The 26,092-nt window shown below is 70.3% G+C and carries 31 protein-coding genes and 1 riboswitch; of the genes, 18 read left to right on the top strand and 13 right to left on the bottom strand.

Going from position 1 to position 26,092, the window contains the following annotated elements:
• Window positions 1–49 precede the first annotated feature (49 nt).
• Both ABZT02_RS21820 and ABZT02_RS21815 read left to right on the top strand, forming a co-directional pair.
• Complete coding sequence (locus tag ABZT02_RS21820; RefSeq protein WP_356019621.1) at window positions 50–949, top strand: DMT family transporter; 900 nt, start codon at window positions 50–52, stop codon at window positions 947–949.
• 343 nt (window positions 950–1,292) lie between these two features.
• On the top strand, window positions 1,293–1,697 hold the full coding sequence (locus ABZT02_RS21815; protein WP_356019620.1) for a type II toxin-antitoxin system PemK/MazF family toxin: 405 nt from the start codon (window positions 1,293–1,295) through the stop codon (window positions 1,695–1,697).
• Window positions 1,698–1,832: 135 nt separating this feature from the next.
• Here the strand turns inward: ABZT02_RS21815 and ABZT02_RS21810 are convergent, their stop codons facing one another.
• On the bottom strand, window positions 1,833–2,168 hold the full coding sequence (locus ABZT02_RS21810; RefSeq protein WP_356019619.1) for a DUF6221 family protein: 336 nt from the start codon (window positions 2,166–2,168) through the stop codon (window positions 1,833–1,835).
• A gap of 535 nt (window positions 2,169–2,703) precedes the next feature.
• On the bottom strand, window positions 2,704–3,141 hold the full coding sequence (locus ABZT02_RS21805; RefSeq protein WP_356019618.1) for an ATP-binding protein: 438 nt from the start codon (window positions 3,139–3,141) through the stop codon (window positions 2,704–2,706).
• A gap of 241 nt (window positions 3,142–3,382) precedes the next feature.
• On the opposite strand from ABZT02_RS21805, the gene ABZT02_RS21800 reads away from it, so the two are divergent.
• From ABZT02_RS21800 to ABZT02_RS21785, 4 genes are all read left to right on the top strand, one after another.
• The gene (locus tag ABZT02_RS21800) at window positions 3,383–4,246 is read left to right on the top strand and encodes a helix-turn-helix transcriptional regulator (protein ID WP_356019662.1); all 864 of its coding nucleotides are present in this window, start codon (window positions 3,383–3,385) and stop codon (window positions 4,244–4,246) included.
• A gap of 2 nt (window positions 4,247–4,248) precedes the next feature.
• Window positions 4,249–4,434, top strand: a complete 186-nt coding sequence (locus ABZT02_RS21795) for a DUF397 domain-containing protein (protein WP_356019617.1) — start codon at window positions 4,249–4,251, stop codon at window positions 4,432–4,434.
• Window positions 4,435–4,686: 252 nt separating this feature from the next.
• Window positions 4,687–5,913: a threonine--tRNA ligase gene (thrS, locus tag ABZT02_RS21790; protein ID WP_356019661.1), complete on the top strand. Its 1,227-nt coding sequence runs from the start codon at window positions 4,687–4,689 to the stop codon at window positions 5,911–5,913.
• Window positions 5,914–5,950: 37 nt separating this feature from the next.
• On the top strand, window positions 5,951–6,913 hold the full coding sequence (locus tag ABZT02_RS21785) for a nucleoside hydrolase (RefSeq protein ID WP_356019616.1): 963 nt from the start codon (window positions 5,951–5,953) through the stop codon (window positions 6,911–6,913).
• A gap of 25 nt (window positions 6,914–6,938) precedes the next feature.
• Here ABZT02_RS21785 and ABZT02_RS21780 read toward each other — a convergent pair whose 3' ends face one another.
• A complete protein-coding gene (locus tag ABZT02_RS21780; protein WP_356019615.1) occupies window positions 6,939–8,048 on the bottom strand; it encodes a HoxN/HupN/NixA family nickel/cobalt transporter in 1,110 nt (369 codons plus the stop codon).
• Window positions 8,049–8,076: 28 nt separating this feature from the next.
• Window positions 8,077–8,283, bottom strand: a riboswitch (cobalamin riboswitch).
• Between the two features lie 81 nt (window positions 8,284–8,364).
• On the opposite strand from ABZT02_RS21780, the gene ABZT02_RS21775 reads away from it, so the two are divergent.
• Window positions 8,365–8,712, top strand: a complete 348-nt coding sequence (locus ABZT02_RS21775) for a metalloregulator ArsR/SmtB family transcription factor (protein ID WP_356019614.1) — start codon at window positions 8,365–8,367, stop codon at window positions 8,710–8,712.
• A gap of 4 nt (window positions 8,713–8,716) precedes the next feature.
• Here ABZT02_RS21775 and ABZT02_RS21770 read toward each other — a convergent pair whose 3' ends face one another.
• The 4 genes from ABZT02_RS21770 to ABZT02_RS21755 form a co-directional block, all read right to left on the bottom strand.
• A complete protein-coding gene (locus ABZT02_RS21770; RefSeq protein ID WP_356019613.1) occupies window positions 8,717–8,902 on the bottom strand; it encodes a hypothetical protein in 186 nt (61 codons plus the stop codon).
• 201 nt (window positions 8,903–9,103) lie between these two features.
• Window positions 9,104–9,322, bottom strand: coding sequence for a hypothetical protein (locus ABZT02_RS21765; protein ID WP_356019612.1), 219 nt, complete (start codon window positions 9,320–9,322; stop codon window positions 9,104–9,106).
• A gap of 44 nt (window positions 9,323–9,366) precedes the next feature.
• Window positions 9,367–9,582: a hypothetical protein gene (locus ABZT02_RS21760; protein ID WP_356019611.1), complete on the bottom strand. Its 216-nt coding sequence runs from the start codon at window positions 9,580–9,582 to the stop codon at window positions 9,367–9,369.
• A gap of 138 nt (window positions 9,583–9,720) precedes the next feature.
• The gene (locus ABZT02_RS21755) at window positions 9,721–10,665 is read right to left on the bottom strand and encodes an LAETG motif-containing sortase-dependent surface protein (RefSeq protein WP_356019610.1); all 945 of its coding nucleotides are present in this window, start codon (window positions 10,663–10,665) and stop codon (window positions 9,721–9,723) included.
• A gap of 284 nt (window positions 10,666–10,949) precedes the next feature.
• Here ABZT02_RS21755 and ABZT02_RS21750 point away from each other — a divergent pair, with 284 nt between their 5' ends.
• Entirely contained in the window at window positions 10,950–12,623 is a 1,674-nt protein-coding gene (locus ABZT02_RS21750) for a glycoside hydrolase family 13 protein (protein ID WP_356019609.1), read from the top strand.
• Window positions 12,624–12,625: 2 nt separating this feature from the next.
• Here ABZT02_RS21750 and ABZT02_RS21745 read toward each other — a convergent pair whose 3' ends face one another.
• On the bottom strand, window positions 12,626–13,387 hold the full coding sequence (locus ABZT02_RS21745; RefSeq protein ID WP_356019659.1) for a DUF4142 domain-containing protein: 762 nt from the start codon (window positions 13,385–13,387) through the stop codon (window positions 12,626–12,628).
• A 254-nt stretch (window positions 13,388–13,641) separates the two neighbouring features.
• On the opposite strand from ABZT02_RS21745, the gene ABZT02_RS21740 reads away from it, so the two are divergent.
• Entirely contained in the window at window positions 13,642–14,322 is a 681-nt protein-coding gene (locus tag ABZT02_RS21740) for a DUF6445 family protein (RefSeq protein WP_356019608.1), read from the top strand.
• Between the two features lie 13 nt (window positions 14,323–14,335).
• Here the strand turns inward: ABZT02_RS21740 and ABZT02_RS21735 are convergent, their stop codons facing one another.
• A complete protein-coding gene (locus ABZT02_RS21735) occupies window positions 14,336–14,794 on the bottom strand; it encodes a hypothetical protein (RefSeq protein WP_356019607.1) in 459 nt (152 codons plus the stop codon).
• A gap of 162 nt (window positions 14,795–14,956) precedes the next feature.
• Between ABZT02_RS21735 and ABZT02_RS21730 the strand changes: the two genes are divergently transcribed.
• Entirely contained in the window at window positions 14,957–15,418 is a 462-nt protein-coding gene (locus ABZT02_RS21730; protein WP_356019606.1) for a hypothetical protein, read from the top strand.
• 87 nt (window positions 15,419–15,505) lie between these two features.
• Here ABZT02_RS21730 and ABZT02_RS21725 read toward each other — a convergent pair whose 3' ends face one another.
• Both ABZT02_RS21725 and ABZT02_RS21720 read right to left on the bottom strand, forming a co-directional pair.
• Window positions 15,506–15,877: a DUF6479 family protein gene (locus ABZT02_RS21725; RefSeq protein ID WP_356019605.1), complete on the bottom strand. Its 372-nt coding sequence runs from the start codon at window positions 15,875–15,877 to the stop codon at window positions 15,506–15,508.
• Between the two features lie 19 nt (window positions 15,878–15,896).
• Window positions 15,897–16,292: a luciferase family protein gene (locus ABZT02_RS21720; RefSeq protein ID WP_356019604.1), complete on the bottom strand. Its 396-nt coding sequence runs from the start codon at window positions 16,290–16,292 to the stop codon at window positions 15,897–15,899.
• A 259-nt stretch (window positions 16,293–16,551) separates the two neighbouring features.
• On the opposite strand from ABZT02_RS21720, the gene ABZT02_RS21715 reads away from it, so the two are divergent.
• The 5 genes from ABZT02_RS21715 (at window position 16,552) to ABZT02_RS21695 (ending at window position 21,769) form a co-directional block, all read left to right on the top strand.
• Window positions 16,552–17,262 (top strand): DUF4328 domain-containing protein, encoded by a 711-nt coding sequence (locus tag ABZT02_RS21715; RefSeq protein WP_356019603.1) that lies wholly within the window; start codon window positions 16,552–16,554, stop codon window positions 17,260–17,262.
• A 50-nt stretch (window positions 17,263–17,312) separates the two neighbouring features.
• Window positions 17,313–18,407 carry a substrate-binding domain-containing protein gene (locus ABZT02_RS21710; RefSeq protein WP_356019602.1) on the top strand — a complete coding sequence of 365 codons (1,095 nt, stop codon included), beginning with the start codon at window positions 17,313–17,315 and terminating at the stop codon, window positions 18,405–18,407.
• Window positions 18,408–18,518: 111 nt separating this feature from the next.
• Window positions 18,519–19,724 carry a sensor domain-containing protein gene (locus ABZT02_RS21705; RefSeq protein WP_356019601.1) on the top strand — a complete coding sequence of 402 codons (1,206 nt, stop codon included), beginning with the start codon at window positions 18,519–18,521 and terminating at the stop codon, window positions 19,722–19,724.
• A gap of 379 nt (window positions 19,725–20,103) precedes the next feature.
• The gene (locus ABZT02_RS21700) at window positions 20,104–20,763 is read left to right on the top strand and encodes a response regulator transcription factor (RefSeq protein WP_356019600.1); all 660 of its coding nucleotides are present in this window, start codon (window positions 20,104–20,106) and stop codon (window positions 20,761–20,763) included.
• Window positions 20,764–20,866: 103 nt separating this feature from the next.
• Complete coding sequence (locus ABZT02_RS21695) at window positions 20,867–21,769, top strand: type II CAAX endopeptidase family protein (protein ID WP_356019599.1); 903 nt, start codon at window positions 20,867–20,869, stop codon at window positions 21,767–21,769.
• 150 nt (window positions 21,770–21,919) lie between these two features.
• Here the strand turns inward: ABZT02_RS21695 and ABZT02_RS21690 are convergent, their stop codons facing one another.
• The gene (locus ABZT02_RS21690) at window positions 21,920–22,270 is read right to left on the bottom strand and encodes a hypothetical protein (protein WP_356019598.1); all 351 of its coding nucleotides are present in this window, start codon (window positions 22,268–22,270) and stop codon (window positions 21,920–21,922) included.
• 112 nt (window positions 22,271–22,382) lie between these two features.
• Between ABZT02_RS21690 and ABZT02_RS21685 the strand changes: the two genes are divergently transcribed.
• The 3 genes from ABZT02_RS21685 to ABZT02_RS21675 are packed head-to-tail and all read left to right on the top strand — an operon-like array spanning window position 22,383 to window position 24,367.
• Window positions 22,383–23,012, top strand: a complete 630-nt coding sequence (locus tag ABZT02_RS21685; protein ID WP_356019597.1) for an RNA polymerase sigma factor — start codon at window positions 22,383–22,385, stop codon at window positions 23,010–23,012.
• Window positions 23,009–24,007, top strand: coding sequence for a CU044_5270 family protein (locus ABZT02_RS21680; protein ID WP_356019596.1), 999 nt, complete (start codon window positions 23,009–23,011; stop codon window positions 24,005–24,007). Before ABZT02_RS21685 ends, ABZT02_RS21680 begins: the two co-directional genes overlap by 4 nt.
• A gap of 36 nt (window positions 24,008–24,043) precedes the next feature.
• Window positions 24,044–24,367 (top strand): antibiotic biosynthesis monooxygenase, encoded by a 324-nt coding sequence (locus ABZT02_RS21675; protein ID WP_356019595.1) that lies wholly within the window; start codon window positions 24,044–24,046, stop codon window positions 24,365–24,367.
• 52 nt (window positions 24,368–24,419) lie between these two features.
• Here the strand turns inward: ABZT02_RS21675 and ABZT02_RS21670 are convergent, their stop codons facing one another.
• A complete protein-coding gene (locus tag ABZT02_RS21670; RefSeq protein ID WP_356019594.1) occupies window positions 24,420–25,991 on the bottom strand; it encodes a carbohydrate-binding protein in 1,572 nt (523 codons plus the stop codon).
• Window positions 25,992–26,092: the final 101 nt, after the last annotated feature.

Genomic DNA, 26,092 nt, shown 5'->3' with positions numbered 1-26,092 from the left:
GCGAGGCAAGGACGTATACAGATCTGTCTACTCGCAGGCGGTGACCTTCATGAACGTCCTGCTCCCCGCCGCCTTCGTCGTGTGCTGGAGCTCGGGATTCGTCGGCGCCAAGCTGGGCACGCAGGACGCCGGCGCGATGACGCTGCTGATGTGGCGGTTCCTGCCGCTGGCGGCCGTCCTCGCGGTGTTCGCCGTCCACCGGGGCCGCGCTCCATGGCATGGTCTCGCGCCCCGCGACATCGCACGGCAGGCCCTGATCGGCCTGCTCTCCCAGAGCGGCTACCTGCTCACCGTGTACTACGCCATCCAGCTCGGCGTCTCCAGCGGTACGACGGCCCTGATCGACGGCACCCAGCCGCTGGTCGCGGGAGCGCTCGCCGGTCCGCTGCTGCGCGAGTACGTCTCGGCCCGGCAGTGGCTCGGGCTGTGCCTGGGCCTCGGCGGAGTCGCCCTGGTCACCACGGCCGACGCGGCGTCGACGACGGGCGTCGCCTGGTGGACCTATCTCGTCCCGTTCGCCGGAATGCTCTCGCTGGTCGCGGCCACCTTCCTCGACCGGCGCTCCCGCACCCCGGTGACCCCGGCCGTGTCGATGACCGTCCACTGCGCCACCAGCGCCGTCGTCTTCACGACCGCCGCCTTCACGACCGGCACCGCGACCCCGCCCACCACCGGGTCCTTCTGGCTGGCGACGGTCTGGCTCGTGACCCTCTCCACCTTCGGCGGCTACGGCCTGTACTGGCTCGTCCTCCAGCGCTCCGGAGTCACCGAGGTCAACACCCTCATGTTCCTCATGGCCCCGGTCACCGCCATCTGGGGCACCCTGATGTTCGACGAGCCCTTCACCACGCAGACCGGGCTGGGCCTGGCGGTCGCCCTGACGGCGGTGGCGGTGGTGCGCGGGGCGAGCGCCCGTACAGAGGAGGCCGAGGTCGTTGGTCCTGGCTGAACGGCCGTGAACGGTGCTGGATGAGACGGAAACTGGAACGAGTTCCCGTGCAACCAGGACGACGGTGACTGCGGTTGGCGTCGGTGATCAGCAATGAGGGTGAATTGACACATGGCGCAGGAGGCCGGTGTGTGGCCTCATCCTGCACATCATTGCGTGAGTACTCCAGCCGTAGATCGTGATGTTCATGGTTGGTGGGCGGCCTGCCGCTGGTTGTGGCAGGCTCGGGCCCGGGCTTGACGGCGGCGTCGCCAGTCGGACCAGATCCTGCCAACGGGCAGGATCTGTGCTGTGAGCACCCGTATCCTCAGCGCCCTCACCGCAGATCGTGCCTGGAGGACATATGCAACGCGGCGAAGTCTGGTGGGTCGAGTTCGACGAGCGACGGCTGGTCGTACTGCTGTCGGGAGCCGAGGCGTCCCAGCTCCGGGCGATGCAGATCGTCGCTCCGGCAGGCATCGACATCAGCGGTCTGGGCGTCGAGGTGGCCGTAGGCGCCAAGGAAGGACTGCCCATGGAAGGAGTGCTGCGGCTCGCGTTCGCTCATCCAGGCTTTACCCCTTGCACGTGGCTGACCACCGTGTCCCGGGACGACTTGATCGAGCGGGCGGGCGTGCTGCCTTCCTCGAAGCTCCGCGAGATTGACGATGCCCTCCGTCTTGCTGAACAGCCGAAGGAATGGACCCCGGCAACGACCGCGAAGTTCAGCGAGATGAAAGATGCCTTCCGTCCCGGTGGGCTCGAGTAGGTAGAGAAGGGACGGACGCCCGTGGCGTGGTCAATCTCGTCCAGATGAATATCGGTGGCCCCCTGTCTCCATGGCTCCCCACGCCAGTTAGATCATGATCTACGGCCGGAGTATCAGGCGGGTGCGGCTCTCGTCCTAAATCGGCTCGACCTCGACCAGCTTCCACTCGGGGTGGAAGTCGGGGTGATCGGCGTACGCCGCTACGAGTTGCTCAATCACCGGCTGGCGGAGTCGCATCCACCCTTTGATGAACAGGCCACCGGCGAAGGAGTGCTCCCACTCCGCCAGTTCCTGCTGAGGCGCGAACACCCATTCCATGAGCCTGCGCTTTGCCTCGACGTCGGAAAGGATCCGGTCCCGCAACCGATCCATATCCTCGTTCTTGCTGGGCTTCAGCGCTTTGGCCGCATGTTCGTCCTCACGAAGACGGGCCTTGAAAAATTCCACCATGACATCGAAGTCGTATCTCATCGCTGCCCCCTTGTCGGTAAACGCTGAGGTGCCATCATCCACCCACCTCATGGCGCACCGGGGGGTCTGTCGCACGATCGGGTGACATCTGAACCGGCTTGTCCTGTGGAGCGGGTGGAAAGGATATTGCGGTGCCCAAGCCATATCCGAACGGGGAACTACGGCAAGCGCGTCGGCACATCAAGCTGCTGGAGCAGGAGAACGAGGTCCTAAGCCGCCGCCTATCTGTCGCAGGCGAAGCTCCCGGGAAAAGGATCTACCCGCTCGTGAAAGAGCTGGCGTGGATGGGGTGCCCGTCACGGTGGCGTGCCGCGTCCTGAAGCTCGCCAGACAGGCCTACTACCAACAACGCAACAGATCGAACCGCTGGCGGCTACGACGTCAATTCGAGATCTCCCTGTGCGGAGCCAGTCGTGGACGACGACTCGGGTGCGATCGCGCTGAGCTCGTCCCTGACGTTGTCCGCCTCCTGGCCGCAAAACGCCAGGGCCCCGTTGAAGCTGCCCGCGCCTCTCCTCTCCTCGCCTTCGTGCAGCTACGCATCGTGTTTCTGCGGGAGGTCCAGTTCCGCCCACACCGTCTTGCCCACCGTGAGCCTTTCCACCGCCCAGCGACCGGCCAGTACGCGCACGATGAGCAGGCCTCGGCCGAACTGGTCGTCGGGGTGGGGCGGTCGGGTGCCGGGGAGGCGTTCGCCCCTCGGGTCGGTCACCGCGATACGGAGCGCGGTGTGGGTGAGGGTTGTCTCGACGCGGAAGAGACGGTCTCGTAGGCAGCCGTGCAGCAGGGCGTTCGTGCACAACTCACTTGCCACCAGGGCTGCGTCGCCGGCGAGGGCCGGATGGCCCCAGTCGACGGCGAGTCCGGCCACGTGTCTGCGGGCGAGGGGGATGCTGCGCGGGAACGGGGTGTAATTGACCTCGTCGTGGCGGTCGTAGGACTTGGGTGGGCGGGGAGGGCAGGAGTCGGTCACGGCGTCCTCCGGGGTGCGGGGCTGGGGACGTTGGGGTGGCTCCGCCGTGCGGGCAGCACGGTGCACTTCCGCCAACTGGTGTCACTGCGTGGCTGAGCAAGTACTGACGGTAGTGATGCGCCTGGCATTTACGCAAGGAGTCTCGGGGAAATATGTCTCCGATTTGGCTTGTGCTGCGTCTCCGGCGAACCGCACACTGGCCACGATCAGGAGGTGACCCGAGGTGTCCACAGGCCAGTTCATGCGCGGAACCCGCGTATCCACCGTCCTCGCGCGCAAGTTGGGCGGGGAGTTGCTGAGACTGCGTGACCGCGTCGGCCTGACCCAGCCGCAGGCTGCGGAGGCGCTGTCGGCGACGGCCGCCAAGGTGGCCAAGATGGAGCGCGGGTGGGTGCCGTTCCGCGATCCCGACATCAAGATCCTGTGCGAGCTGTACGGCGTGACCGACCCGAAAACCGTGGAGCGGCTGTTGAGCCTCGCCCGGACCGACCGGGAGCGTCGGAAGGCCAAAGGGTGGTGGAACCAGTACCCCGAGCTGCGTTCCCTGGTGGAGTACGTCGCCCTGGAGGACATCGCGACCAGCGTCCGGACCTGGCAAGGAGCCTTCGTCCCGGGCCTGCTGCAGACGCCGGACTACGCCAGGGCACTGGCGATCGGCAACGCCGACTGGGACGAGCCCGGCGAGATCGAGCGGTTCGTGGAGGCCAAGGTCGCCCGGCAGGCGCGGTTGGCGGACAGCAGCCCGATCGACCTGTGGGCCGTTGTTGGCGAAGGAGCTCTGCGTCAACTGGTCGGCGGCCGCGATGTCATGCGGACCCAGCTGGATCACCTCGTCGAGGCGTCCCGGTTCCCCAACATCAAGCTTCAGGTGGTCCCGTTCCTCGCGGGCTCCCACCCCGGCATGACCAGTGCCTTCAGCGTCGTCTCCTTCGCCGAACCCGGCGCGATGGACGTGGTCTACATGGACACGACCTCGTCTACGCTGTGGCTGGAGAGCGAGGCGGACGCCGCCCGTCACAACACCAAGTTCGAGCGGATCGCAAGGAACGGGCTCGCTCTTCATGATTCCGTCGAGCTGATCGAACGCATCCGCAAGGAGCTGTGACCGTGCCGCACTTCGAGTTCGCCAAGTCCAGCCACAGCAGCGGCAACGGCGAGTGCGTCGAAGTCGCCCGCAACCACCCCCACACCGTCGCCGTCCGCGACTCCAAGACCCCCGACGGACCGATACTCCAGGTCGTCCCCCCCACCTGGACCACCTTCATACGGTCCCTGCATCACGCACACCCCTGACCAGCCCCGGGCTCGGCGTGCCCGGGCCTGCCCGCCCCGGAAAACCCTTCGCCCCACCCCCACTCCTTCCCCTACCCTCGCCCTATGCAGCGCGTCCGAGCCATTGCCATCCCGTCGATCACGACGACGCCGGAGCAGGTCCCGGCGCGCTGACAGCTGACGCAGTCCGAAGCCCCGGGGCGAGTGCCCCGGGGCTTTGTCGTTCCCGTCGGTTCCTCGCCCCTCACCGCGAGGGAGAACCCCATGAGCCCCATGAACCCCGTGCAGGACCACCGCCGACTCGGCCGTGAGCTCGATCTGTTCGACACCGATCCGCTGATGGGCGCGGGGCTGCCGTACTGGCTGCCCGACGGGGCCGTCGTACGGCATGTCCTGGAGGAGTACGTCAGGGAGGCCGAGCGGGCCGCCGGGTACCGGCACGTGTACTCGCCCGTGCTCGGGAAGCGGGAGCTGTACGAGATCTCCGGGCACTGGGACCACTACAGCGAGGACATGTTCCCGCCGATGCGGCTGAGCGGCGGCGAGGAGGTCGTCCTGCGGCCCAGCCTCTGTCCGCACCACGCCCTCATCTACCGTTCCCGCTCCCACAGCTACCGTGAACTACCCCTCCGACTCGCTGAGTTGGGAGGCATGTACCGCTCCGAACTGTCGGGCGTCCTCGGCGGCCTCACCCGCGTCCGCTCCATCCAGCTCAACGACGCCCACATTTTCTGCACCCTGGAGCAGGCGGTCGAGGAGGCCCGCGCCGCCCTCGACCTCATCCGTCGTGCCTACGACGACCTCGGCATCCGCGCGAGCCGGTACCGTCTGTCCCTCCCGGGAGACTCCGCCAAGTACGTCGCGAACCCCGCGCTCTGGCGCCGCGCCACCGCCCTCCTCGAAGAGGTCCTGGACGGCATCGCGTACGAGTCCGTCGAGGGTGAGGCCGCCTTCTACGGCCCGAAGATCGATGTGCAGATCACCGACCCCGCCGGCCGCGAGTCCACCCTCTCCACCGTCCAGATCGACTTCCACCAGCCCGAACGCTTCGACCTCCACTACACCGGCCCCGACGGCGCCAAGCACCGCCCGGTGATGGTCCACCGCAGCATCATCGGCAGCGTGGAACGGGTGGTCGCGCATCTCATCGAGGCGCACGGCGGCGCGTTCCCGGTGTGGCTCGCCCCCGTGCAGCTGGTGGTCCTGCCGGTGGCCGAGGCACAGGAGGAGCGGGCCCTCGACGTCGTACGGCGGGCCGTAGCGCGCGGCATCCGGGCCGAACTCGCCGGCCCCGGTGACGGCACCCTCGGCGCCCGCGTCCGCGCCGCGCGCCTGGTGCCGTACCAGGCGGTGATCGGCGAGCGGGAGGCCGACGCCGACTGTGCGGCCGTACGGCTGCGGGACGGCCGTAGGCCCGGAGCCGCGCCGGTCGACGAGCTGCTGGACCGGATCGCCGCCCGGGCCGGTGATCGCGGGGCCGAACTCTGGGCTGCTGCGTAAGGTCGGTGCCGTACCCAGTGACGAAAGGACCCCCGCCGTGACCGGTCAGCCCATCCCGGTGATCATCGACTGCGACACCGGTGTCGACGACGCCCTGGCTCTGTTGTTCGCCGTACGGCATCCAGGCATCGACCTGCGCGCGGTCACCTGTGTCGCCGGGAACACCGACATCGACGGCGTCGTCCGCAACACGCTGACCGTCCTGGAGCAGGCCGGGGCCGGGGACATCCCCGTCGCCCGGGGTGCCGCGCGGCCGCTGATCGAGCCCGTGCGCACCGCGCAGCACGTGCACGGCCTCGACGGCATGGGCGACCTGGGGCTGCCCGCGCCGACCCGGGTGGCCGTGGACGTGGACGCGGTGACGCTGCTCAGGCGGGAGATCCTCGCCTCGCCCACCCCCGTCACGCTCGTCCCGACCGCGCCGCTCACCAACATCGCGCTGCTCCTGCGCACCCACCCCGAAGTGGTGCGGAACATCGAGCGGATCGTGTTCATGGGCGGCGCGGTGGCGACCGGGAACGCCACGCCGGTCGCGGAGTTCAACGTCTGGCACGACCCCGAGGCGGCCGCCGTCCTGCTCACCGCCGGGGTGCCGATCACGATGTACGGCCTGGACGTCTTCCAGCAGGTTCTGGTGCCAGCCGCCGACGTCCAGCGGCTGCGAGCCAGTTCGGAACCGTCCCTGCGCATGGCCGGTGAACTCCTCGCCCACCGCGACCCCGCCACCTCCGGCGACCCCACCCCCACCGGCGGCCTCGGTGACGCGGGCGCGGTGTGCGCGGTCGTCGACCCGGAGGGCCTGACCACCGAGCTGCTGCCGGTGGAGGTGAGCCTGGCCCCGGGCCCGACCCGCGGCCAGACCGTCGTCGACCGCCGCTCCCGTCCCGGCGAGTCCGAGATCCACGAGGGCGAGCGCGAAGTAACCCTGGTGGACGTGGGGTTGGCGGTGGACGTGGAGCGCTACGTGAAGCTGTGGCTGACGGCGGTGGAGGGGGTCTGACAGCGGCAGAGAGCGGCGCCGGGCCTCACTCTGCCGTCGCCTCGGCCGCCCGCACACCCCACCGCTGCTCCACCTTCGCGAGCCGCCAGTAGGAGATCGCCGCCGCCCACACCACCACGAACAGGCCGACGATGACGTAGCCGACGTTGTCGAGGTCGATGTCGGCGATCCAGGTGGTGAGGGCGTCGGTGAGGTCGAACTTGTCGTGCACGACACCGACCAGCTCGATCGTGCCGATGAAGAAGGCGACCGCGATGGACAGTCCGGTGATGGCGAGGTTGTAGAACACCTTGCGCACCGGGTTGGAGAAGGCCCACTGGTAGGCGAAGTTCATGAACGTGCCGTCGAGCGTGTCGAACAGGCTCATCCCGGCGGCGAACAGCAGAGGCAGGCACAGGATCGCGTACCAGGGCAGCCCGGCCGCCGCGCCCGACCCGGCCATCACCATCAGGGTCACCTCCGTGGCCGTGTCGAAGCCGAGCCCGAACAGGAATCCCAGCGGATACATCTGCCCCGGCCGGGTGATGGACTTGGTGAGCCGCCCGAGGATCCGGTTCATGAACCCGCGCGAGTCGAGATGCTGCTCCAGCTCCTTCTCGTCGTACGTCCCCGCCCGCATCGCCCGGAAGACCTTCAGGATGCCCAGCAGGGCGACCAGGTTGAGGGCGGCGATGAGGTAGAGGAACGAACCGGAGACCGTCGTACCGAGAAATCCCAGGACCTGGTGGGTACTTGAGCCCTCGTTCATGACCTTGCCGGCGAGCTGGGTGCCGCCGGCGATCAGCGCGGCGAGCAGGACCACGACACTGGAGTGCCCCAGCGCGAACCAGAACCCTCCGGACACCGGCCGCTTGCCGTCGGCCATCAGCTTGCGGGTGGTGTTGTCGATCGCGGCGATGTGGTCGGCGTCGAACGCGTGCCGCATGCCGAGGGTGTAGGCGGTGATGCCGAGGCCGATACCGAAGGCCTTGTCGCCCACCTCATAGTGCTCCGGGACGACGAGCAGGAAGAGGATGCCGAAGGCGACGACGTGCAGGGCGGCGATCGCAACCATCAGACCGACCGTCTTGACGGTGTCCTCGCGGCGCCAGCGGAAGGAGGCGGCGGCGGTCTCGGGCAGGGCAGGGTCAGTCATACGGTGGTCACTCCAGCACCTCGTGGATGAACGCGTGAGCTGCCGTGGCCGGTCTCCTGGCTTACGGGTCGTGCGTTTCCCTGCCCGCCTTCCCGGCCTGATGGTGACGGCCAGTGGCTGTCCCGCGAGGGACGTGGGAGGGAAACTCCCCGATCACAGTGGCGAGGGCCGCACCGGCATGGACCTTTGAGGGGTCGTCACCGGTTTCCCGAGCACCACGGCCCGACCACCGTAGGCGGGAGCGGGGGCTCCTGCATAGCTGCATACCTGCGCAGGTATGGAAGATCACACAAGGTCGCCTGCGAGGATGAGCCCCATGCACCTCGTCCCGGCCGACCGAGCCGACCGCCGTACCATCGACGGACACCGGGTGTGCGACGCCATCGCCGCGATCGGCGACCCGGGACACGTCCGCACCTGGTCCGACCGTTTCGCCCTGCTGGCCGACCCGAACCGACTGTCCTTGCTGCTCGCCCTGCACCGGACCGGCCCGCTGGCCGTCTCCGACCTGGCGATCGCGACCGGCATGAACGACCCCGCCGTGTCGCAGGCGTTGCGGCTGCTGCGGGCGGCCGGGGTGGTGGCGGGGGAGAAGGAGGGACGGGTGGTGCGGTACTCGGTGGTGGACGAGGCGGTCCGGGGGTTGTTGCAGCAGGTGTCCTGAGCGGTCAGTCCAGTTCCCGGTATGCGGGGCACGGGGCGGCCAGTTCGGGATGCTCGACGGGGTACCACTCCCCGTGGATCCGGCTCATCGCCCAGTGCCACGCCTCATCGTGGAGGACCAGGCCGCGGTAGGGCTCCGTACGACGGCGGTCCAGGTGCCGTGGGCGAACTCGAAGTGCGTCACGGTTCACAGCTCCTTGCGGATGCGTTCGATCAGCTCGACGGAATCGTGACGAGCGAGCCCGTTCCCGTCGATCCAGCCACAGCGAAGACGAGGCCGTGTCTGTGGACCACGTCCATCGCGCTCGCCGGCAGTCGCCCACAGCGCCGACCTGCGCGTGAACTCGTCGCACCCACCCGGCGTCCCGAAAGTCTCCGGCCGGCGATCGACCTCACCCCTCCACTCCCCACCGCTCCGGTCCGCCCCCCTTCCACTCGATCCACGCCGCCTCCGCCACCTCGGCCGCGTCGATCTCCAGCCCCGCCCGGCGGAGGAACTCCGCGATGTCGGTCAGGTTGTGGGCCAGGCCGAGGATCTCGCCGTCCACGCGGACGCGGCGGCCGCCGGTGGGGGACGGAGGGTGCACGATCACGCGGATCGGTCCGGACATGTCTTCAGGATCGTCCGGAGCGTAGGGTCCCGCATTTCGGTCCGTCATCGGTCGCGCCGTTCGGCCGTGTTCTCACGCAGCCGCCACCACTCGGCGGGGCGCGGGCGCCCCTGCTGCCAGTGGGGATGGAAGAACACTCGGGTCGACAGTCGGTGCAGGCGTCGGCGCAGGTCCGTGCGGCCGGGGTGCTCGGCGAGCTGTCGGTAGGTGGTACTCCACTCCCGCTGTGCTCGGGCGAGGTCGTCGGGGAACGATCGCATGCCCGGATTCAATCATGTGTTCGATTTTTTGGGCCACAGCGGGTACGGCGACACGGGTACGGCGTGAGCACACGCCGAAAGGGCCGCCCACACCCCGGAGGGTGGGACGGCCCCGTCGTCAAGAGGCGTCAGAAGGCGTCAGGCGCGCGAAGCCTTGCGGCGACGCGTGGCCAGCACGATGCCCGCGCCGCCCGCGAGCAGCACCGCCGCACCGCCCGCGATCAGCGGGGTGTTGCTGCTGGCGCCGGTCTCGGCGAGGTTGTCACCGCCGCCGCCGTTCGGGGTGGGGGCGGCCGGAGTCGTGGTGGACTCCGACGCGGACGGGGTCGGAGTGCCCGTGCCCGGGGTCTCGGACGCCGGCGGCGTGCTCTCGGACGCCGGCGGGGTGGACTCGGAGGCCGGCGGGGTCGACTCCGAGGCCGGCGGAGTGGACTCCTCCGCGGGCGGGGTCGCCGGAGGCGTGGTCTGCGTGGTCGTGCAGTCCTTCGTGCCGCCGTTCCAGGCCGCGATCAGCTTGTCCTTGATGACCGGGTGGTCCGGGCCCTTGGGGAGGTCGCCGTGCGTGAAGCCGTCGTTGGCGTCGAGCTTGCCGTCGAACTTCGTGTTGCCCCGGTACAGGTCGACCTGTCCGTAGCAGCCCGCGTCGGGGATGGCCACGTCGAGGGTGTCGACGGAGCCCGCCTTGACGGTCACGGTGTCGAAGTCGTGGAAGACCTGCTCGCCGGAGGTGGCGAACGTCGGGCCGTGCGCGAGGTAGGACGCCAGGGAGGCGGTGCAGGTGGACGCGTCGCCCGCCGCACGGACCTTGACGTGGACCTTGCCGTCGTCGCCCGGCTTCAGGTTCTGGTCGTCGACCTTGACCGAGGCGTAGAAGTTCTTGCCGTCGAGGGAGAACTCGCAGCGGTCGGTCTCGGTCTTCGAGCCGGCGCCCGTGCCCGGCTGGTAGTGCCCGCCGTTCCCCCAGCCCTTGCCGCCGGGGCAGTCGGAGGCGGAGGCGACGGAGGCGAGGGCGGCGGAGAAGGCGAGCGTCGCGGCGCCCGTCCCCAACAGGCGCCGCATGGTGACACGTCTCGCTATGGACATACGTATCCCGTCAGGATGAGAGTGAGTGGTTACAGCAAGCATCAGAAAACACTGGGCCCATTGGTCACATGCGCCACGGTGTTCACACATCGTGGATCTCCTTGCGGAATGCTGTCAACCTGCGGTGATACATGGCCGGTTCGAGTGTCATCACAATTTCGACACAGCAGGAACGATCTGCTCCGGAAATCGCTCAGGTTCACTTTTCCGGCGGGGTGGACAGATATCCCCTTTGTCGCCTTCATGGACCGCACATATCGCACCCGCATGGAAGAGGAGCCCGCGTGACCTCCCGCACCACCACGCCAGACCCCTCGCCCGATCTCTCCAGCAACGACCCGAACTGGTGGCGGCAGGCCGTCGTCTACCAGGTCTATCCGCGCAGCTTCGCCGACGCCGACGGGGACGGCCTCGGGGACCTCAGGGGCGTCACCGAGCGCCTCACGCACCTGGCCGCCCTCGGCGCCGACGCCCTGTGGCTGAGCCCCTTCTACCCCTCCGAACTCGCCGACGGCGGCTACGACGTCGCCGACCACCGGGACGTCGACCCGCGCCTGGGCAGCCTCGACGACTTCGACGCCATGGTCGCCGAGGCCCACCGGCTCGGCCTGAAGGTGATCGTCGATCTCGTCCCGAACCACACCTCCCACCAGCACGTCTGGTTCCAGGAGGCCCTCGCCGCCGGCCCCGGGTCCGCGGCCCGCGAGCGCTACGTGTTCCGTGACGGGCGCGGCGCGCACGGCGAACTCCCGCCCACCGACTGGCGGTCCGTCTTCGGCGGCAGCGCCTGGCGGCGGGTCGCCGACGGACAGTGGTACCTGCATCTGTTCGCCCCCGAGCAGCCCGACCTCAACTGGTCCCACGAGGAGGTCCGCGAGGACTTTTGCACCACCCTGCGCTTCTGGTCGGACCGCGGGGTCGACGGCTTCCGGGTGGACGTGGCGCACGCGCTGGTCAAGGACCTGACCGAGCCGCTGCGCGACCTCGGCGACCTGCCCGGCGTCGCGGAGGAGGCCCTGGACCACCTGCCGCCGGGCAGCCATCCCTACTGGGACCGCGACGAGGTCCACGAGATCTACCGCGACTGGCGCACCATCCTCGACTCCTACACCCCGCCGCGTACGGCCGTCGCCGAGGCCTGGGTGCCGGGCTCGCGCCGCGCGCTGTACGCCCGCGCGGACGAACTCGGCCAGGCCTTCAACTTCGAGTACCTCCAGACGCCCTGGGACGCCGGCGAGCTGCGCCAGGCCATCACCGACTCCCTCGCCACCGCCCGCGCGGCCCATGCCTCGGCCACCTGGGTGCTCTCCAACCACGACGTCGTACGGCACGCCTCCCGCCTCGTGCTCCCGCCGGGCACCGACGAGAACGCCTGGCTGCTGTCCGGCGGCCACGCGCCCGCGATCGACCTCGCTCACGGCCTGCGACGCGCTCGCGCGGCCACGCTGCTCATGCTCGCGCTGCCGGGATCGTCGTACGTCTACCAGGGCGAGGAACTCGGACTGCCCGAGGTCGCCGATCTGCCCGTCGAGGTGCTCCAGGACCCGATCTGGGAGCAGACGGGCCGGGTCCGCAAGGGGCGCGACGGGTGCCGGGTGCCGCTGCCGTGGACGAGGAGCGGTCCCTCGTACGGCTTCGGAGCCGGCGGTGCCTGGTTGCCGCAGCCGCAGTGGTTCGCCGAGTACGCCGTCGAGGCCCAGGACGGTGTCGAGGGCTCCACGCTGGAGCTCTACCGCACCGCCCTGCGCCTGCGCCGCAAGCTCCTGCAGGGGGAAGAGCTCAGGTGGGCCGACGGCGGACCGGCCGGCGTGCTGGACTTCGTCCGCCACGAGGGCTGGCGGTGTGTCGCCAACCTGTCGCAGGCCGCCGTCCCGCTGCCGGCCGGGGAGGTGCTCCTGACCAGCAGCCCGTTGGAGGACGGGCTGCTGGCACCGGATACGACGGTCTGGCTCGGCTAGGGCTAACCGACGGTCGGCGTCGGGGTCGCGCCCGTGGCCGGAGTGGCGCCGTTGGCGTTCTCGCCCGGGACCGCGAGCGGCGTCGACGTCGGGTTGGCCGGCGGGCTGAGCACCACCATCGGTGCGCCGGGCTGCGGCGCGGGCGGAGTCAGGTCGGTGTCGGGCAGCTTCGGCGGAGTGGTCTGCATGAAGAGGGCCTGGTCGAAGTTGACGAAGCCGGTCTTCTCCATGACCGTCATGTGGTCGAGCACCGTGTCGTTGGCCATGTCGGCCAGCGACCGCACCAGCGAGTTCTTGGTGGTGGAGCGGACCTTCGAGATCGTGTTGAAGATCGAGCCGTGCGTCACCCGCAGGATGTTGGCGAAGTTCGTGTCGAACTGCTGGCCGCTGCTCGACTCGATCGTGTTCACGAAGCCGACCTGCTGCGGGCTCGCCACGTTCGGGATGGTGATGTTGAGCATCGGGGCGATCTTGCGGCAGGCCGCGTCCAGGGCCGCGTGTCCGTCGATGAGGTGCCGTCCGGCCTCCTTCACCTCCGGGGTCGTCCCCTTCTGCAGGGCGACCTGGCCCAGCGGGTACTCCCACAGACCGGCCGCCCGCACCTTGACGACGAAGTCCCGGTCCAGCTCGGTCAGCGGGCCCCACTGCGTCTGGGCGATGATTCTGTCCTGAGCGGTGGACGCCTGGCTGACACCCAGCATGGACGGATACGCGAGAGCGCCCAGGGTCAGTGTGAGGGCTCCGCCCACGACCAGCGTTCCCATCGCATTGCGCGAGAGTGGCACCGTGCCTCCTGCCCGGTAGGGGTTTTCCCGCCAGGAGGCGGGTCGGACGCACAGGAGTACGCACGCCGGGGCAGGGATGTTCATCACCGCTCCCGGAGGATGACCGGGCTCACACCACGCCCCGTCAGGTCGGCCTTGCCGCCCACCGGTTGACCGTTCGTTGACCGGTTCGCGGGGAACTCCGGGGGAAATCGCGGGAGAGACCTGACGGGCCCTGGGCCTAGATTCACCGCATGTCCATGCCACAGCGGTCGCAGCGGCCCCTCCCCGTCCTCCCGTACCGCAAGCCCACCAAGGGCCGCGACTACTGGGTGATCGACGACGTGCTCCCGGACGTCGACGCCGTACGGGAACGCTGTCTCGCGAAGGACGACTGGGTGCGGGGACATCCGTACACCTCGGAGACCTGGCCGGGGCTGCGGGCCATGCCCGGACTCGAAGCCGCCGAACTCGCGAGCGTGGAGCGGCAGGTGAGGAAGGCGACGGGGGCCGGGAGACTGTGGGTGCAGCAGGCGCCCGGCGGGGGGACCCTCAACCACAACTGCGTCCAGGTCGTCGGGGAGGGCGAGAGCGAGCCCCGGCCGCACACCGACTCCCGGGCGCTGTGCCGGTACGCCGCCGTGCTGTATCTCAACCCCGGCGTCCCCAAGGACTGCGGCACCAGCTTCTACCGGCAGTCCATGCCCGGCGGACGGCTCGGCGGCAACGTCGTACAGGCCCCGCACAACAACCTCGTCGAGGCCCTCGGCACCCGGTTCGTCGCGCCCGACGCCTTCGAGGAGGACGTACGGGTACCGCACAAGTACAACCGGCTGCTCCTCTACAACGCCAACCTGGTGCACAGCGCGACCGGTTACTGCGGCAGCACGCTGGAGGAGAAGCGGATGACGGCCGTCTTCTTCTGGATGGCGTGACGCCGGCCGCGGGTCAGTAGCGCACCGCCCGGGACACCTTCGCCCGCACGTCCCCCGACAGGGCGTGCGTACTGCGGGCGGTGCCCTTCCCGGAGCCGCCCGCCGGGACGTCCCGGACCGTCACCACCACCGCGTCCAGCAGCTTGCCCGACCCGTTGGTGAAGTCGACCTGGACGGCGAAGGCCTTCGCCGAGTCCGCGCTGTTGGCGGCGGTGACGGCGACCGTCGTACGGCCGTCGGAGGCGGTCGCGGGCGTACCGAGCCGTACGTCGTCCTGGGCGTCGACGCCGTTCTTGATGTCGTCGAACCGTCTGCCCGCCTCCGCCGTCGCCGACGCCACCGCGTCCCCGGCGCGGGAGGCGGCCGACGCGACCTTGCTCGCCACCGACGACGGGCTGTCGTCGTCGGAGCAGGCGGTCAGGCCGGTGAGGGCCAGGGCAGCCAACAGTGCGGCCGTCGTCCAGCGGGTCATCTCGCCTCCTCGTCCCGCCCCCCGGGGGCGGGTCCCTCCAGTGAAGGTCCTCCGCGCCACGGCCGCATGTCCCAGGTCACCCGGACGGCCCACTCCCGTGGTGGCCGGACCCGTCCCGCCGGATGGTCGAAGCACATCGATCACGAAAGGTGGGACACCGCCATGACGCAGCAACCGCACGCCACCCAGTCGTCCGCCGGCACGACGTCGACCCCGGCGCCGGGCCTCGGCCCCACGCCGACCGAGGCCTCGTGGGCCGCCGGTGGAGTCGTCTTCGCCGGGGTGCTGATGCTGATGAACGGCATCCTGGCCGTCCTCCAGGGCATCTCCCTGCTCGCGGACGACGACGTCTGGGCCCGCGTCGGCGACTACGTCTACAAGATCAACCACACCGGCTGGGGTGTCATCCTGCTCTGCCTGGGCGCTCTCGCCGTCGTCACCGGCGCGTTCATCCTCAGGGGCGCCGCCTGGGCGCGGATGACCGGCATCTTCCTCGCCTCGCTGAGCATGCTCGCCCAGTTCCTCTTCCTGCCCTACGCCCCGGTGTGGTCGGTCATCATGATCGGCATCGACTTCTTCGTCATCTGGGCGCTCGCGGTGTACCGGCCGGACATGCGGGGCTGATCCACCGGGGCCGGGCCGGGGAGCGCGCCGGGCCGGGGCCCCGCTCGCCGGCGGGGCACCCTGCACCGGGTCTCCCCGGTGGCCCGGTCACACGTGGCCGAGGCCGCCGCTGCCGAAGCCCCCGCTGGAGCCGGGCAGCCAGCGTTTGCGGTGCTGGTCCTCTCCTCGTCTGCTTCCCGAGTGATGGAGCTGGTACGGCATCAGCCGTTCCTGCCCCTCCGCCGGGGCCGGCAACTCGTCCGGCTCCCGCATCTCCCGGATCTCACGGATGGGTCCGGTCTCCGGGAGGTGCGGCTGCTCCTCGCTGAGCGGCCGTGGAAGCTCCCGGTCCTGGACCCGCATGCCGAATTGCACGGCCCACACCAGCGCGCCGGCGATGAACAACCCACCGGCGAAGGCGGCGATCACGTTGAGTACTTCGCTCGACGAGGCCGCCAGGACAAACGTCGCCGTACTCATGGTCCGATTATCGCCGATTTCACCGGATCGGCGCGAAAGAGACGTCCCTGGGGACCACCGTGACCCGGTGGAAGTTGCACACGGCCGGGCCGACGGCCCGGGGACCTGCCTGGTGAGCCTTGAGCGCCACGCTGACCAGGCTCATCAGCAGGTCGACGTCGGTCTCGCAGTCGAGGTGGACGGTGACCCACCGGGAGCCCGGCAGCAGCCGGACCGCGGTCGACTCCTGGAGGTCGTCGTGGATCCTGCGGATGGCCGGCTCGGTGAGGTGCAGATCCACGTCCCGCCCCGGGTGGAAGTGCACGATCTCGCTGTGTACGGAGCGCAGCGCCAGGCCCGCTCCGCAGCTGGGCAGGCCCGTGCTGAGGTCGGACCACGCTTCCAGGCGCTCCAGGGCACGCTCGGCCAGAGTCATGTGCCCCATCGTCGCCCGCTCACCGCCCCGCAACCAGAGGTTGAGCGAAACGTAACCGGGGCGTGAGGTGTCGCGTGGGCCACAAGTGACGTACCGACGACCGGACTTCCGCGGGACGAGATGTCCGGGCGCCGTCCCGCCGGGACCGTCGGCCCCGCATCCCCCGAACCTCCCTCAGTCCCACCCGCGACCTCCCGTGAACCGATCCCCGGGTTCGCGACGATGAGGGAGTGAAGCGATCCTTTCGAAGGGGGACCCCGTGAGTGAGAACGCCGTTCGGCCCGCGTTGTGCAGCGTGCGTGGCTCCGCCCGGCTCGCCGTCGCCGGGCTCGGGTTCGCCGGGGCCGCCTGGGCGCTGCGGGCCGTGTGGCACATCAGGCTCGCCGTGGCGGGGGAGCCCGCCGCGGGGCCGCCGGACCAGGGCGAGGGCCGGCACCGGCCGCTGAACGCCCTGGAGGACTCGTACCACCTGGTCAGCACCGCGGGAAGCATCCTCACCCTGCTCTGCGCGGCCCTGTTCATCGGCTGGCTGGGACGCATGCGGGACAACGCGCGGGCCCTGTCCGGCGAGCCCCCGCGCTACGCCGGCATCTGGGTCTACGTCTCCTGGTTCGTGCCGATCGCCAACCTCTGGATCCCGCGCGGCATCGTCGCCGACATCCACCACAAGAGCGCCCCGGACCGGAAGCTGCCCCTCGTCGTGAACGTGTGGTGGGCGCTGTGGCTGGTCGGCATGGTCACCGGCGTGGGTCTGCTGTACGACGGCGACACCGACGACGTCATCGCCCGCGCCTACCACGGCGTGAGCACGCTGCTGGTCGCCGACCTCGCCGTGGTCGGCGCGGCCGTGGCCGGGATCCTCATGGTGCGTGCCCTGACCGCCGGGCAACTTGTGGACATCGATGCCCGGTTGCGTACGCCGGGTGGTGATCCCTTGAAGGAAACGGTCAGGGCGTTTGATCGGGATTGAGGGCACTTACTGTTGCGCCTACGTGACAGCCCCCCACCCACAGGATCGCCATGCGTCGCATCCCCCCTGTCATGGCCGTCTGCGTGTCGGCCCTGCTGCTCACCTCCTGCGGAGTGGGCGACGGCAACACCGCCGTGAGCCCCAAGAAGGGCGACGACATCACGCTGGGCCTGCTGCTGCCCGACCGGGACACCAGCCGCTTCGACCGGTTCGACTACCCCCTCTTCAAGAAGGAGGTGGCGACCCTCACCCACGGCAAGGGCAAGGTCAGTTACGCCAACGCCGGGGCGAGCGCGAAGCGGCAGAGTCAGCAGTTCCAGCAGATGGTCGCCGACAAGGTGGACGTGATCCTGGTGGACGCGGTCGACGCCGAGGCGATCGGGCCGGACGTCCGGAAGGCGAAGGACGCGGGCATCCCCGTCATCGCCTACGACCGGCTCGCCCAGGGTCCGATCGACGCCTACGTCTCGCACGACAACGAACTCGTCGGTGAGGTGCAGGGCCGGGCCGTCGTCGAGGCGCTCGGCGACAAGGCCGAGACCAGCAAGATCGTGATGATGAACGGCTCGCCCGCCGACCCCAACACCGCGCTCTTCAAGAAGGGCGCCATGGACGAGCTCAACGGCAAGGTCGTCATCGCCAAGCAGTACGACACCCGGGAGTGGCTGCCGTCGGTCGCCAAGGCCAACATGAAGGCGGCGATCGCCTCCGTCGGGCTGAACAACATCGCCGCCGTGTACTCGGCCAACGACGACATGGCGGGCGCGGTCATCGAGGAGCTCAAGCAGGCGGGGGCCACCAAGATCCCGCCGGTGACCGGTCAGGACGCGAGCCTCGCCGCGGTGCAGCGGGTCGTGTCGGGTGAGCAGTACATGACCGTGTACAAGTCGTTCCTGCTGGAGGCGACCAACGCGGCGCAGATCGCGGTGTACAAGATCCAGGGCCGTGACCTCCAGTTCGACGCGCTGGTCACCGACAAGGTCGACAGCCCCACCCAGAAGGAGATCCCGTCCGTGCTGGTGCCGGTGGTCGCCCTGACCAGGGACAACATCCGGCAGACGGTGATCAGGGACGACGTGTACACCGTGCGGCAGATCTGCACGGCGGAGTACGCGGCGGACTGTGCGGCGATCGGCCTCAAGTAACCCGAAGAAGGCCCGGTCCGGGGTACAGCAGGCTGTACTTTCCGCTTCCCGGCCTGTCGGTGCACCCGCCCTCCGCCTAGGGTCGGTGTCCTCCGGCCCGAGGGAGTTCGCATGGCCACCGACGACGTCAAAGGCCTGGTCATGGGGACCGCGACGACCGCAGCCGCCGCGATCGGCCAGCTGGTCTCCGGCCTCGGTACGGCGGTCCTCACGCCGTTCGTGCTGCTGTGGCTGGTGCTGGCGCCCGGCGGGGTGCGCGTGCTGCACGCCCTGGCCGGCATGGAACGCGTCCGGCTCGCCCGCTGGGGCCCCGAGGTCATCGCCCCCGCGCCGCCGCCGACGCGGCTGCGGGCCGCGCTCGGCGACCCCACGACCCGGCGTGAACTGCTGTGGCTGGTCCGGCATCTGGCCGTGGGCCTGCCGCTGGGCCTGGTGGGCTTCGTCCTGCCGGTGCTGGCCCTGCGGGACACCGCGTTCCCGCTGTACTGGCGGCTCGCCCCGAAGGACGCGACCGCCACGTCCATCGGGATCGGCGTCGCGCACTCCTGGCCGGACGCCCTCGCGGTGTGCCTGCTCGGCGTGGGCTGGATCGCCATCGTCCTGGGGCTCACGCCCGGCATGGCACGGCTCCAGGCGAGCCCGGGGCGCCGGCTCCTGTCGGCCGGTCCCGACGCCGACCTCTCCCTGCGCGTCGCCGAGCTGACCGCGACCCGGGCGGCCGCGCTGGACGCCCATGCCACCGAACTGCGGCGCATCGAGCGCTCGTTGCACGACGGCACCCAGAACCGGATCGTCACGGTGACCGTGCTGCTCGGGGCCGCCCGCCGGATGGTCGCCCGCGACCCGGCCGGCGCCGACGAACTCCTGGAGCGCGCCCAGTCCGCGGCCGAACAGGCCCTCGCGGAGCTGCGGACCGTCTCCCGCAGCATCCTGCCGCCGGTCCTCGCCGACCGGGGTCTCGCGGGGGCGCTGACCGGACTCGCGGCCGAGAGCGCGGTGCCGTGCACGGTCGATGTCGAGGCGCCGGGGCGCTGCGCGGCCTCCGTCGAGGCGACCGCGTACTTCGTCGCGGCCGAGACGCTGACCAACATCGCCAAGCACAGCGGGGCGTCCCGGGCCACGATCACCGTCCGCGCCCCCGGCGCACGGCTCCTGCTGCGGGTCACCGACGACGGCCTGGGCGGCGCCGACGAGAACGCCGGCTCCGGCCTCACCGGCATCCGCCACCGGGTCGCCGCCCACGACGGCACCCTCAGCCTGACGAGTCCCCCGGGCGGCCCGACGGTCGTGGAGGTGGATCTGCCGTGCGGTCTGTGACGGGGACCGGCTTCGGCGTGCGGGGTGGCGGGGGGCGGTGGTCTGCGGCGGCACCCCGCGCCCGGCGGTGCGTGGACTTCGGTGGCGGCTTCGGCGGTGGACCATATGTCGGTGTTGCGGGACGTGGCGCGGCCGTGCCTAGGGACGGACGTGGCCGGACGACGGGGCTCACCGGGTCGTTCGACGGTCGTGGAGGTGGATCTGCCGTGCGGGGTGTGGGGCGGTGGTCTGCGGCGGCCTGGGCCCGGCGGTGCTACGGCTTGGGTGACGCCATGTGTCGGGTGAGGGGCTGTACGGGCCCCGGCGCGGCCGGCTGTGACCGTGCTCTTCGTCCGGCGGACCCGCCGGGCGGCACTATGACTCTGGAGACGGACCTGTCATGCGGATCGTGATCGCCGAGGACGACGCCCTGCTGCGGGAGGGGCTCGCGCTGCTGCTGCGGGCCGAGGGGCTGGACGTGGTCGGTACGGCCGACACCGCCGAGGGGGCGCTCGACGCCATCGACCTGCACAAGCCCGACGTGGCCATCCTCGACGTGCGGATGCCGCCGACGCACACCGACGAGGGGGTCCGCGCGGCCGTCGAGGCCCGGCGGCGCAGGCCCGACCTCGCCGTGCTCGTGCTGTCCGCCTACGTCGAGCAGAGCTTCGCGACCGAGCTGCTGACCGGCGGGGTCGGCGGGCTGGGCTATCTGCTCAAGGAACGGGTCGGCCGGGTCGAGGAGTTCCTGGACGCGCTGCACCGGGTGGCGTCCGGCGGCACCGCCATCGACCCCGAGGTCGTCGCCCAGCTGTTCACCCGGTCCCACCAGGACGTGCGGCTGGAGCGGCTCAGCCCGCGCGAGAAGGACGTACTCGCCCTGATGGCCGAGGGGCTCGGCAACAGTGCCGTCGCGGAGAGGCTGTTCGTGACCGACGGGGCCGTGCACAAGCACATCCGGAGCATCTTCGCCAAGCTCGACCTGGCGCCCACGGACCAGGTCGACCGGCGCGTGGCGGCCGTACTGCGCTATCTGGAGGACGCCCGGCGACGGTCGTAGTACAGCCTGCTGCAAGGGAGTTCGGGGCCTCTGCGGCAATGATCCGCGGACCGGGCGCTGGTGTGCTGGACGCATCACATCAGCCCTCCGAAGGGACCCCGCGGTGAGCGTCCAAGCCCCCGTCAGTATCGACACCCGACCGGTTGCGCACGAGACCGGGGGACTGCGCGGAAGTATCCGGCGCAACCCCCTGACCTGGTTCTTCACGCTGGCCTTCGCGCTGAGCTGGGCCGCCTGGACGCCATACGTCCTCTCCGGGAACGGCCTCGGCGTCTGGCACTTCGTCTTCCCCGGTGGCCGCGCGGGCAGCCAGCTCACCGGCGTCCTGCCCGGCGCCTACCTCGGCCCGATCGCCTCGGCCCTGCTGGTCACCGGCATCACGGAGGGACGTGCGGGCCTGCGGACCTGGTGGGCCAGGATGACGAAGTTCAGGGTGGGTCGGCGCTGGTACCTGGTCGTCCTGCTCGCCGTGCCGGCCGCGCTGACCCTCGCCTCGGTCGCGCTGGCCGGCCGCGGACCCGCGCTGCCGTCCGCGATGATCCTCGCCGCCTACCTCCCCGGACTGCTCATCCAGATGATCACCACCGGTCTCGCGGAGGAGCCCGGCTGGCGGGAGTTCGCGATGCCGCGGATGCAGCGCCGGTACGGCCCCCTGACCGCGACCCTCGTCGTCGGCGCGCTGTGGGGCTGCTGGCACCTGCCGCTGTTCCTGACCCAGTGGGGCGGCGGGCCGCACGTGGCGTGGACCGTGCCGGTGGAGTTCATCGCGATGACGATCACCTTCAGCTGCGTGATGACCTGGGTGTTCAACACGTCGGGCGAGAGCATGCCGCTGGTCATGCTGCTGCACACCGGCGTCAACAACTTCGTCTCCCTCGCCTGGTCGGACATGTTCCCCTCGCTGTCCGACGGCGACGCCGCCCACGCGCTCGTCCTCAGCACCACGGCGGCGGCCCTGGTCCTGCTGGTCGCGACCCGGGGCCGGCTGGGCCTGCCCCGACGGTGACCCGCACCCCCGCACCCACCGCACACGAACGGGCTCCCGGCGCCTCCCTCGTCGCCCCGGGGGCCCGTTCCGGTGCGTCCCCGGGGCGTATTCGTCGTTCGCGGCGGATCGGATGTCGTTCCGGCTCAGGAATCTCGACGGGATCGTGGTCTACTTCCCGGCGCCGTTCGCGAACTGGAGCGAGATGCGGCGCAGGACGTCCGCGGCGGAGGTGTCGGTGCGGCCCTCGTCGTGGACCTCGGCCAGCTGGACGAAGGCGAACGCGAAGCAGTTGGCGATGCTCGCGATGGCGGGGCCCAGCTCCTCGACGACGGCGTCCGCCGCCGCGTGGCCGCTCGCGTCCGCGGGCAGGTGGATCCGTGGGAGGGTCTCCACGAGCAGCGCGGAGATGGCTCCGGTCAGTGCGACCTGCTGGTCGGGGTGCTCGCGGACCTGGCGCCGCATCTCCAGTGCCTCGGTGAGGATGCCGACGACGTTCTGCATGACCTCGCGCTGTTCCATGGCGCGCAGCGTAAGCGCTCCGCCGGGTGGGACGCGATGAGCCGTCTTGGTGCGCCGCGGCGTGTGGCGCAGGACACAGGAACCCGGGGCCGGGGTGCGGAGCGTTACGGGTGTGAGGGAAACAGAAGTGGCGGAACCGGAGCGGGCGCGGATACGGGCCGGGGACCGGGCGGCCTTCGGGGAGTTGTACGACCGGTACGCGCGGGCGGTCTACAACCACGCCCTGCGGCTGACCGGGAACTGGGCGGAGGCCGAGGAGGCGATGTCCGAGACGTTCCTCGCCGCCTGGCGGACGAGACAGACCGTGGAGCTGGAGGGCGGCTCGCTCAGGCCCTGGCTGCTGGGCATCGCCACGCACAAGGCGTACAACGCCAACCGGGGTCTGCGGCGCAGGCTCGCCTTCCTGGCGCGCAGTCCGCAGCCGCGCCCGGTCGAGGACTTCGCCGAGGAGACCGCCGGCCGGATCGACGACGCACGGCGGCTCGCGGTCGTGCATCGCGCCCTGAGCGGGCTGGGGCGGCAGGACCGTGAGGTGTTCGCGCTGTGCGTGTCGGCCGGTCTCGACTACCGGCAGGCCGCCGAGGCCCTGGGCGTGCCCGTCGGCACCGTGCGGTCCCGGCTGTCGCGGGCCCGCGCCCGGCTCGCCCGGCTGAGCTCGGAGGGGGAACCGCCCCCGGCCCACGGAGAGATGGAGAGTGAGGCCGCGCTCGCGGCCCTGTTCCTGCGGGAGGAGACCCGATGAGCGAGGCCGAGGAACTGCTGTCGACCCCGGCGGAATGGGACCTCCCGCCGGAGCGTCACCAGCACTTCAAGGACGTACTGATGCAGCAGATCGATCACGACACAGCGGCCACGCCTCGGCGAAGCCGGTTCCTGCGGCCCGCCGTACTGGTGCCGCTGGCCTCCTCGGCCCTGGCCGGCGCGCTGCTCGTGACCCTCTCCGTGGACGGGCGGGCCCCGGCGACCGGATCCACCCCGTCGGCGACCGCCGCCGGCGCCTCCGTCACCCTGAACCGGATCGCCACGGCCGCCATGGCGAGCGACACGATCCGGGTGCGGGACGACCAGTTCGTGTACGTCAGGACACTGGAGCGCTCGAACACGGGCAGCTTCTCCGGCCCGGTGCGGCTCGGCGCCCTGCACACCGAGGAGCGCTGGACCTCCCAGGACCCCCGGCCCCTGCGGGTCACCGGATGGCTCCGGTCCAGCGGCAAGGACGCGATCATGCCCGGTCGACTGGGGCCGATCGAGAGCACGGATCCTGTCCCGGTGGGCGTCCTCCACCCCACCTACCGGTGGCTGGCCTCGCTGCCCACCGACCCCGACGCCCTGCTCGCCCGGCTCTACAAGGAGGCCAGGCCGGTCGAGGGCGAGTCGCCGGACCAGGCGGTCTTCTCACTGATCGGCGACCTGATCGGCGGCGCCGTCATGCCGCCCGCCAACGCCGCCGCCTTCTACCGGGCGGCCGCGAAACTGCCCGGAGTACGGGAGATCCCGGACGCCGTGGACGCGGCCGGCCGGCACGGCATCGCCATCACCCTCGACGACACCGGCTTCGCGAGCCGCGACGAGTGGATCTTCGACAGCAAGACCTTTGCCCTGCTCGGCTCCCGCTTCTACATCACCGACCCGGACCGGGGCATCAGCACCGAGGCCCTCGCCGGTACCAGCGCCGTGATGAAGACCGCCGTCGTCGACAAGGAGGGTGAGGCGCCCGCGCGGGCCGCGGCCCGCTGACGTCCCGTTGATGCCCGTGGGCGCACAATGGCCGCCATGAGCATCGTCAAGATCAACGTACTCACGGTCCCCGAGGAGCAGCGCGAGACGCTGGAGAAGCGGTTCGCCTCCCGGGCGGGGACCGTGGAGAACTCGGACGGCTTCGAGTGGTTCGAGCTGCTGCGTCCCGTCGAGGGCACCGACACCTACCTCGTGTACACGCGCTGGCGTACCGAGGAGGACTTCCAGAAGTGGATGACCGGGATGTCGCAGGCCTCGCACGGGGGCGGCGGCGAACAGGGCGGCCGTCCCAGGCCCGCCGCCTCCGGCTCGACGCTGTGGACCTTCGAGGTCGTCCAGCAGGCCGCGCCCAAGCAGTGACGGCGAGGGGACCCCGGGCACGGAACACCGAGCCCGGGGTCCCCGCCGTGTCCTACAGCGTGACCTGCTTGCCGCCGAAGGTGACGACCAGGCTGCCGTTGGAGGCGTAGGACCAGCCCAGGGCGCCCGTGTAGGTGGCGCAGCGGGAGCCGTTGGTGCCGGACCAGAACTGGTTGGAGCCGTCGGCGTCACCGGCGTACCGGTCGTTCCCGCCGCTGTCGCACGAGGTGTTGCCGCGGAAGACCGAGGTGCCGGTCTCGAAGTTGAAGTTGCGTTCGGTGTTGCCGATGGAGACGTTGCTGGTGATGGTCATCGAGCCGGGGTTGCTGTTGTACGTGAACCCGTGATGGCCGTTGCGGTAGGCGAGGGAGTGCTGCACCACGTGGTTGACCGCGATGTCGTCGCCGCCGAGCTTGTAGCCGTTGCGATCGCCGTTGCCGGCCTGTGAGCCGTCGCTGAGGGTGCCGTTGCCGTAGGACAGCGAGTACTCGATGGTCACCGGGCCGATCGCGCCGGTGTCGGTCTTGGTGTAGAGGTCCCAGCCGTCGTCGATGTTGTTGTGCGAGACGGCGTACCGGAACACGTTCCCGGTGCCGGTGGTGAGCTTCGCGGCGAAGCCGTCGGCGTCCTCGCCGTCGGAGTCGGCGTTGTCGTGCGACTCGGCGCTCAGGATCAGGTTGTTGGCGGGCCACTGGCTGGCCGGGGTGGAGGAGGCGATCCGGCCCAGCTGGAGCCCGGTGTCACGGTTGAAGCGGGTCACCGTGCGCTCGACGACGTTGTTGCTGCCGCCGACGTAGATGCCGTTGTCCCCGGCGCGCTCGACGACCAGGCCGTAGAGCTTCCAGTAGTTGGCGTTGAGCTGGATCCCGCGGTTGGTGGAACTCTCGCTCTGCGCCGAGAAGTTGAGCACCGGCGTCTCGCCCGGGTAGGCGGAGAGCGTGGTGCGGGCGGCCGAGGTGCCGTTGTTCCCGGCCGGGATGGTCACCGTCGAGGAGTAGGCGTACGTCCCCCCGCGCATGTAGATCGTGCCGCCGGCGGAGATGCGGCTGATCGCCGAGGTGAGGGTGGTGGGCGCGGTCACCGTGCCGGCCGCGCTGTCGGTGCCGCTCGGCGACACGTACAGGGCGCTGCCGGCCGGCGGCGGGGTCGTCGTGCCGGACGTCTCGGCGTCCAGGTAGTCGACGTTGGGCAGACCGTTCGCGCCGGTCGGGTTGAGCCGGATCGTGTTGCTGCCCGCGTTCACCGGGACGGTGAGCGTCTTCGTGGTCCAGCCGGTCCAGGCGCCGGTGGACTCGAAGGACGCCGAGGAGGCCGTCGAGCCGTTCACGATGATGTCCGCGGGGCGGGCGGTGGTCGTGCCGTTGGCGAAGCGGACGCTCAGGGTCGCCGTGCCCGATGCGGGTGCGGTCACGGTGAACTGGGCGTAGGCGCCGGTGGCGTTGGTGCCGTTGCAGAATCCGCTGCCGGAGTAGCCGGCGTACTCGGTCTCTACGGCTCCGGTGCAGATGGCGGGGGATGTCTCCGCCTCGTAGCGGGTGGTGGCGGCCTGGGCGGTGGTGCCGGACAGTGCGACGAGCGTGCCGGCGATGAGGCCGACGGATGCGATGACTGGTCTCAGGTGCATCGTTCGTCTCCATGGTGTGCGGCGACGGGGGCACGTATCGTTCGGAAGGTAAGCGCTTGCCATGGCCGCGTCAACGGTTGTGTATGTGATCGTTGTTCACA

This window comes from Streptomyces sp. NPDC005402, from assembly GCF_040606575.1.
GTDB lineage: Bacteria > Actinomycetota > Actinomycetes > Streptomycetales > Streptomycetaceae > Streptomyces.
The sequence above is the reverse complement of the archived record's forward strand: the minus strand, read 5'-3'. Positions and strand labels throughout refer to the sequence as shown.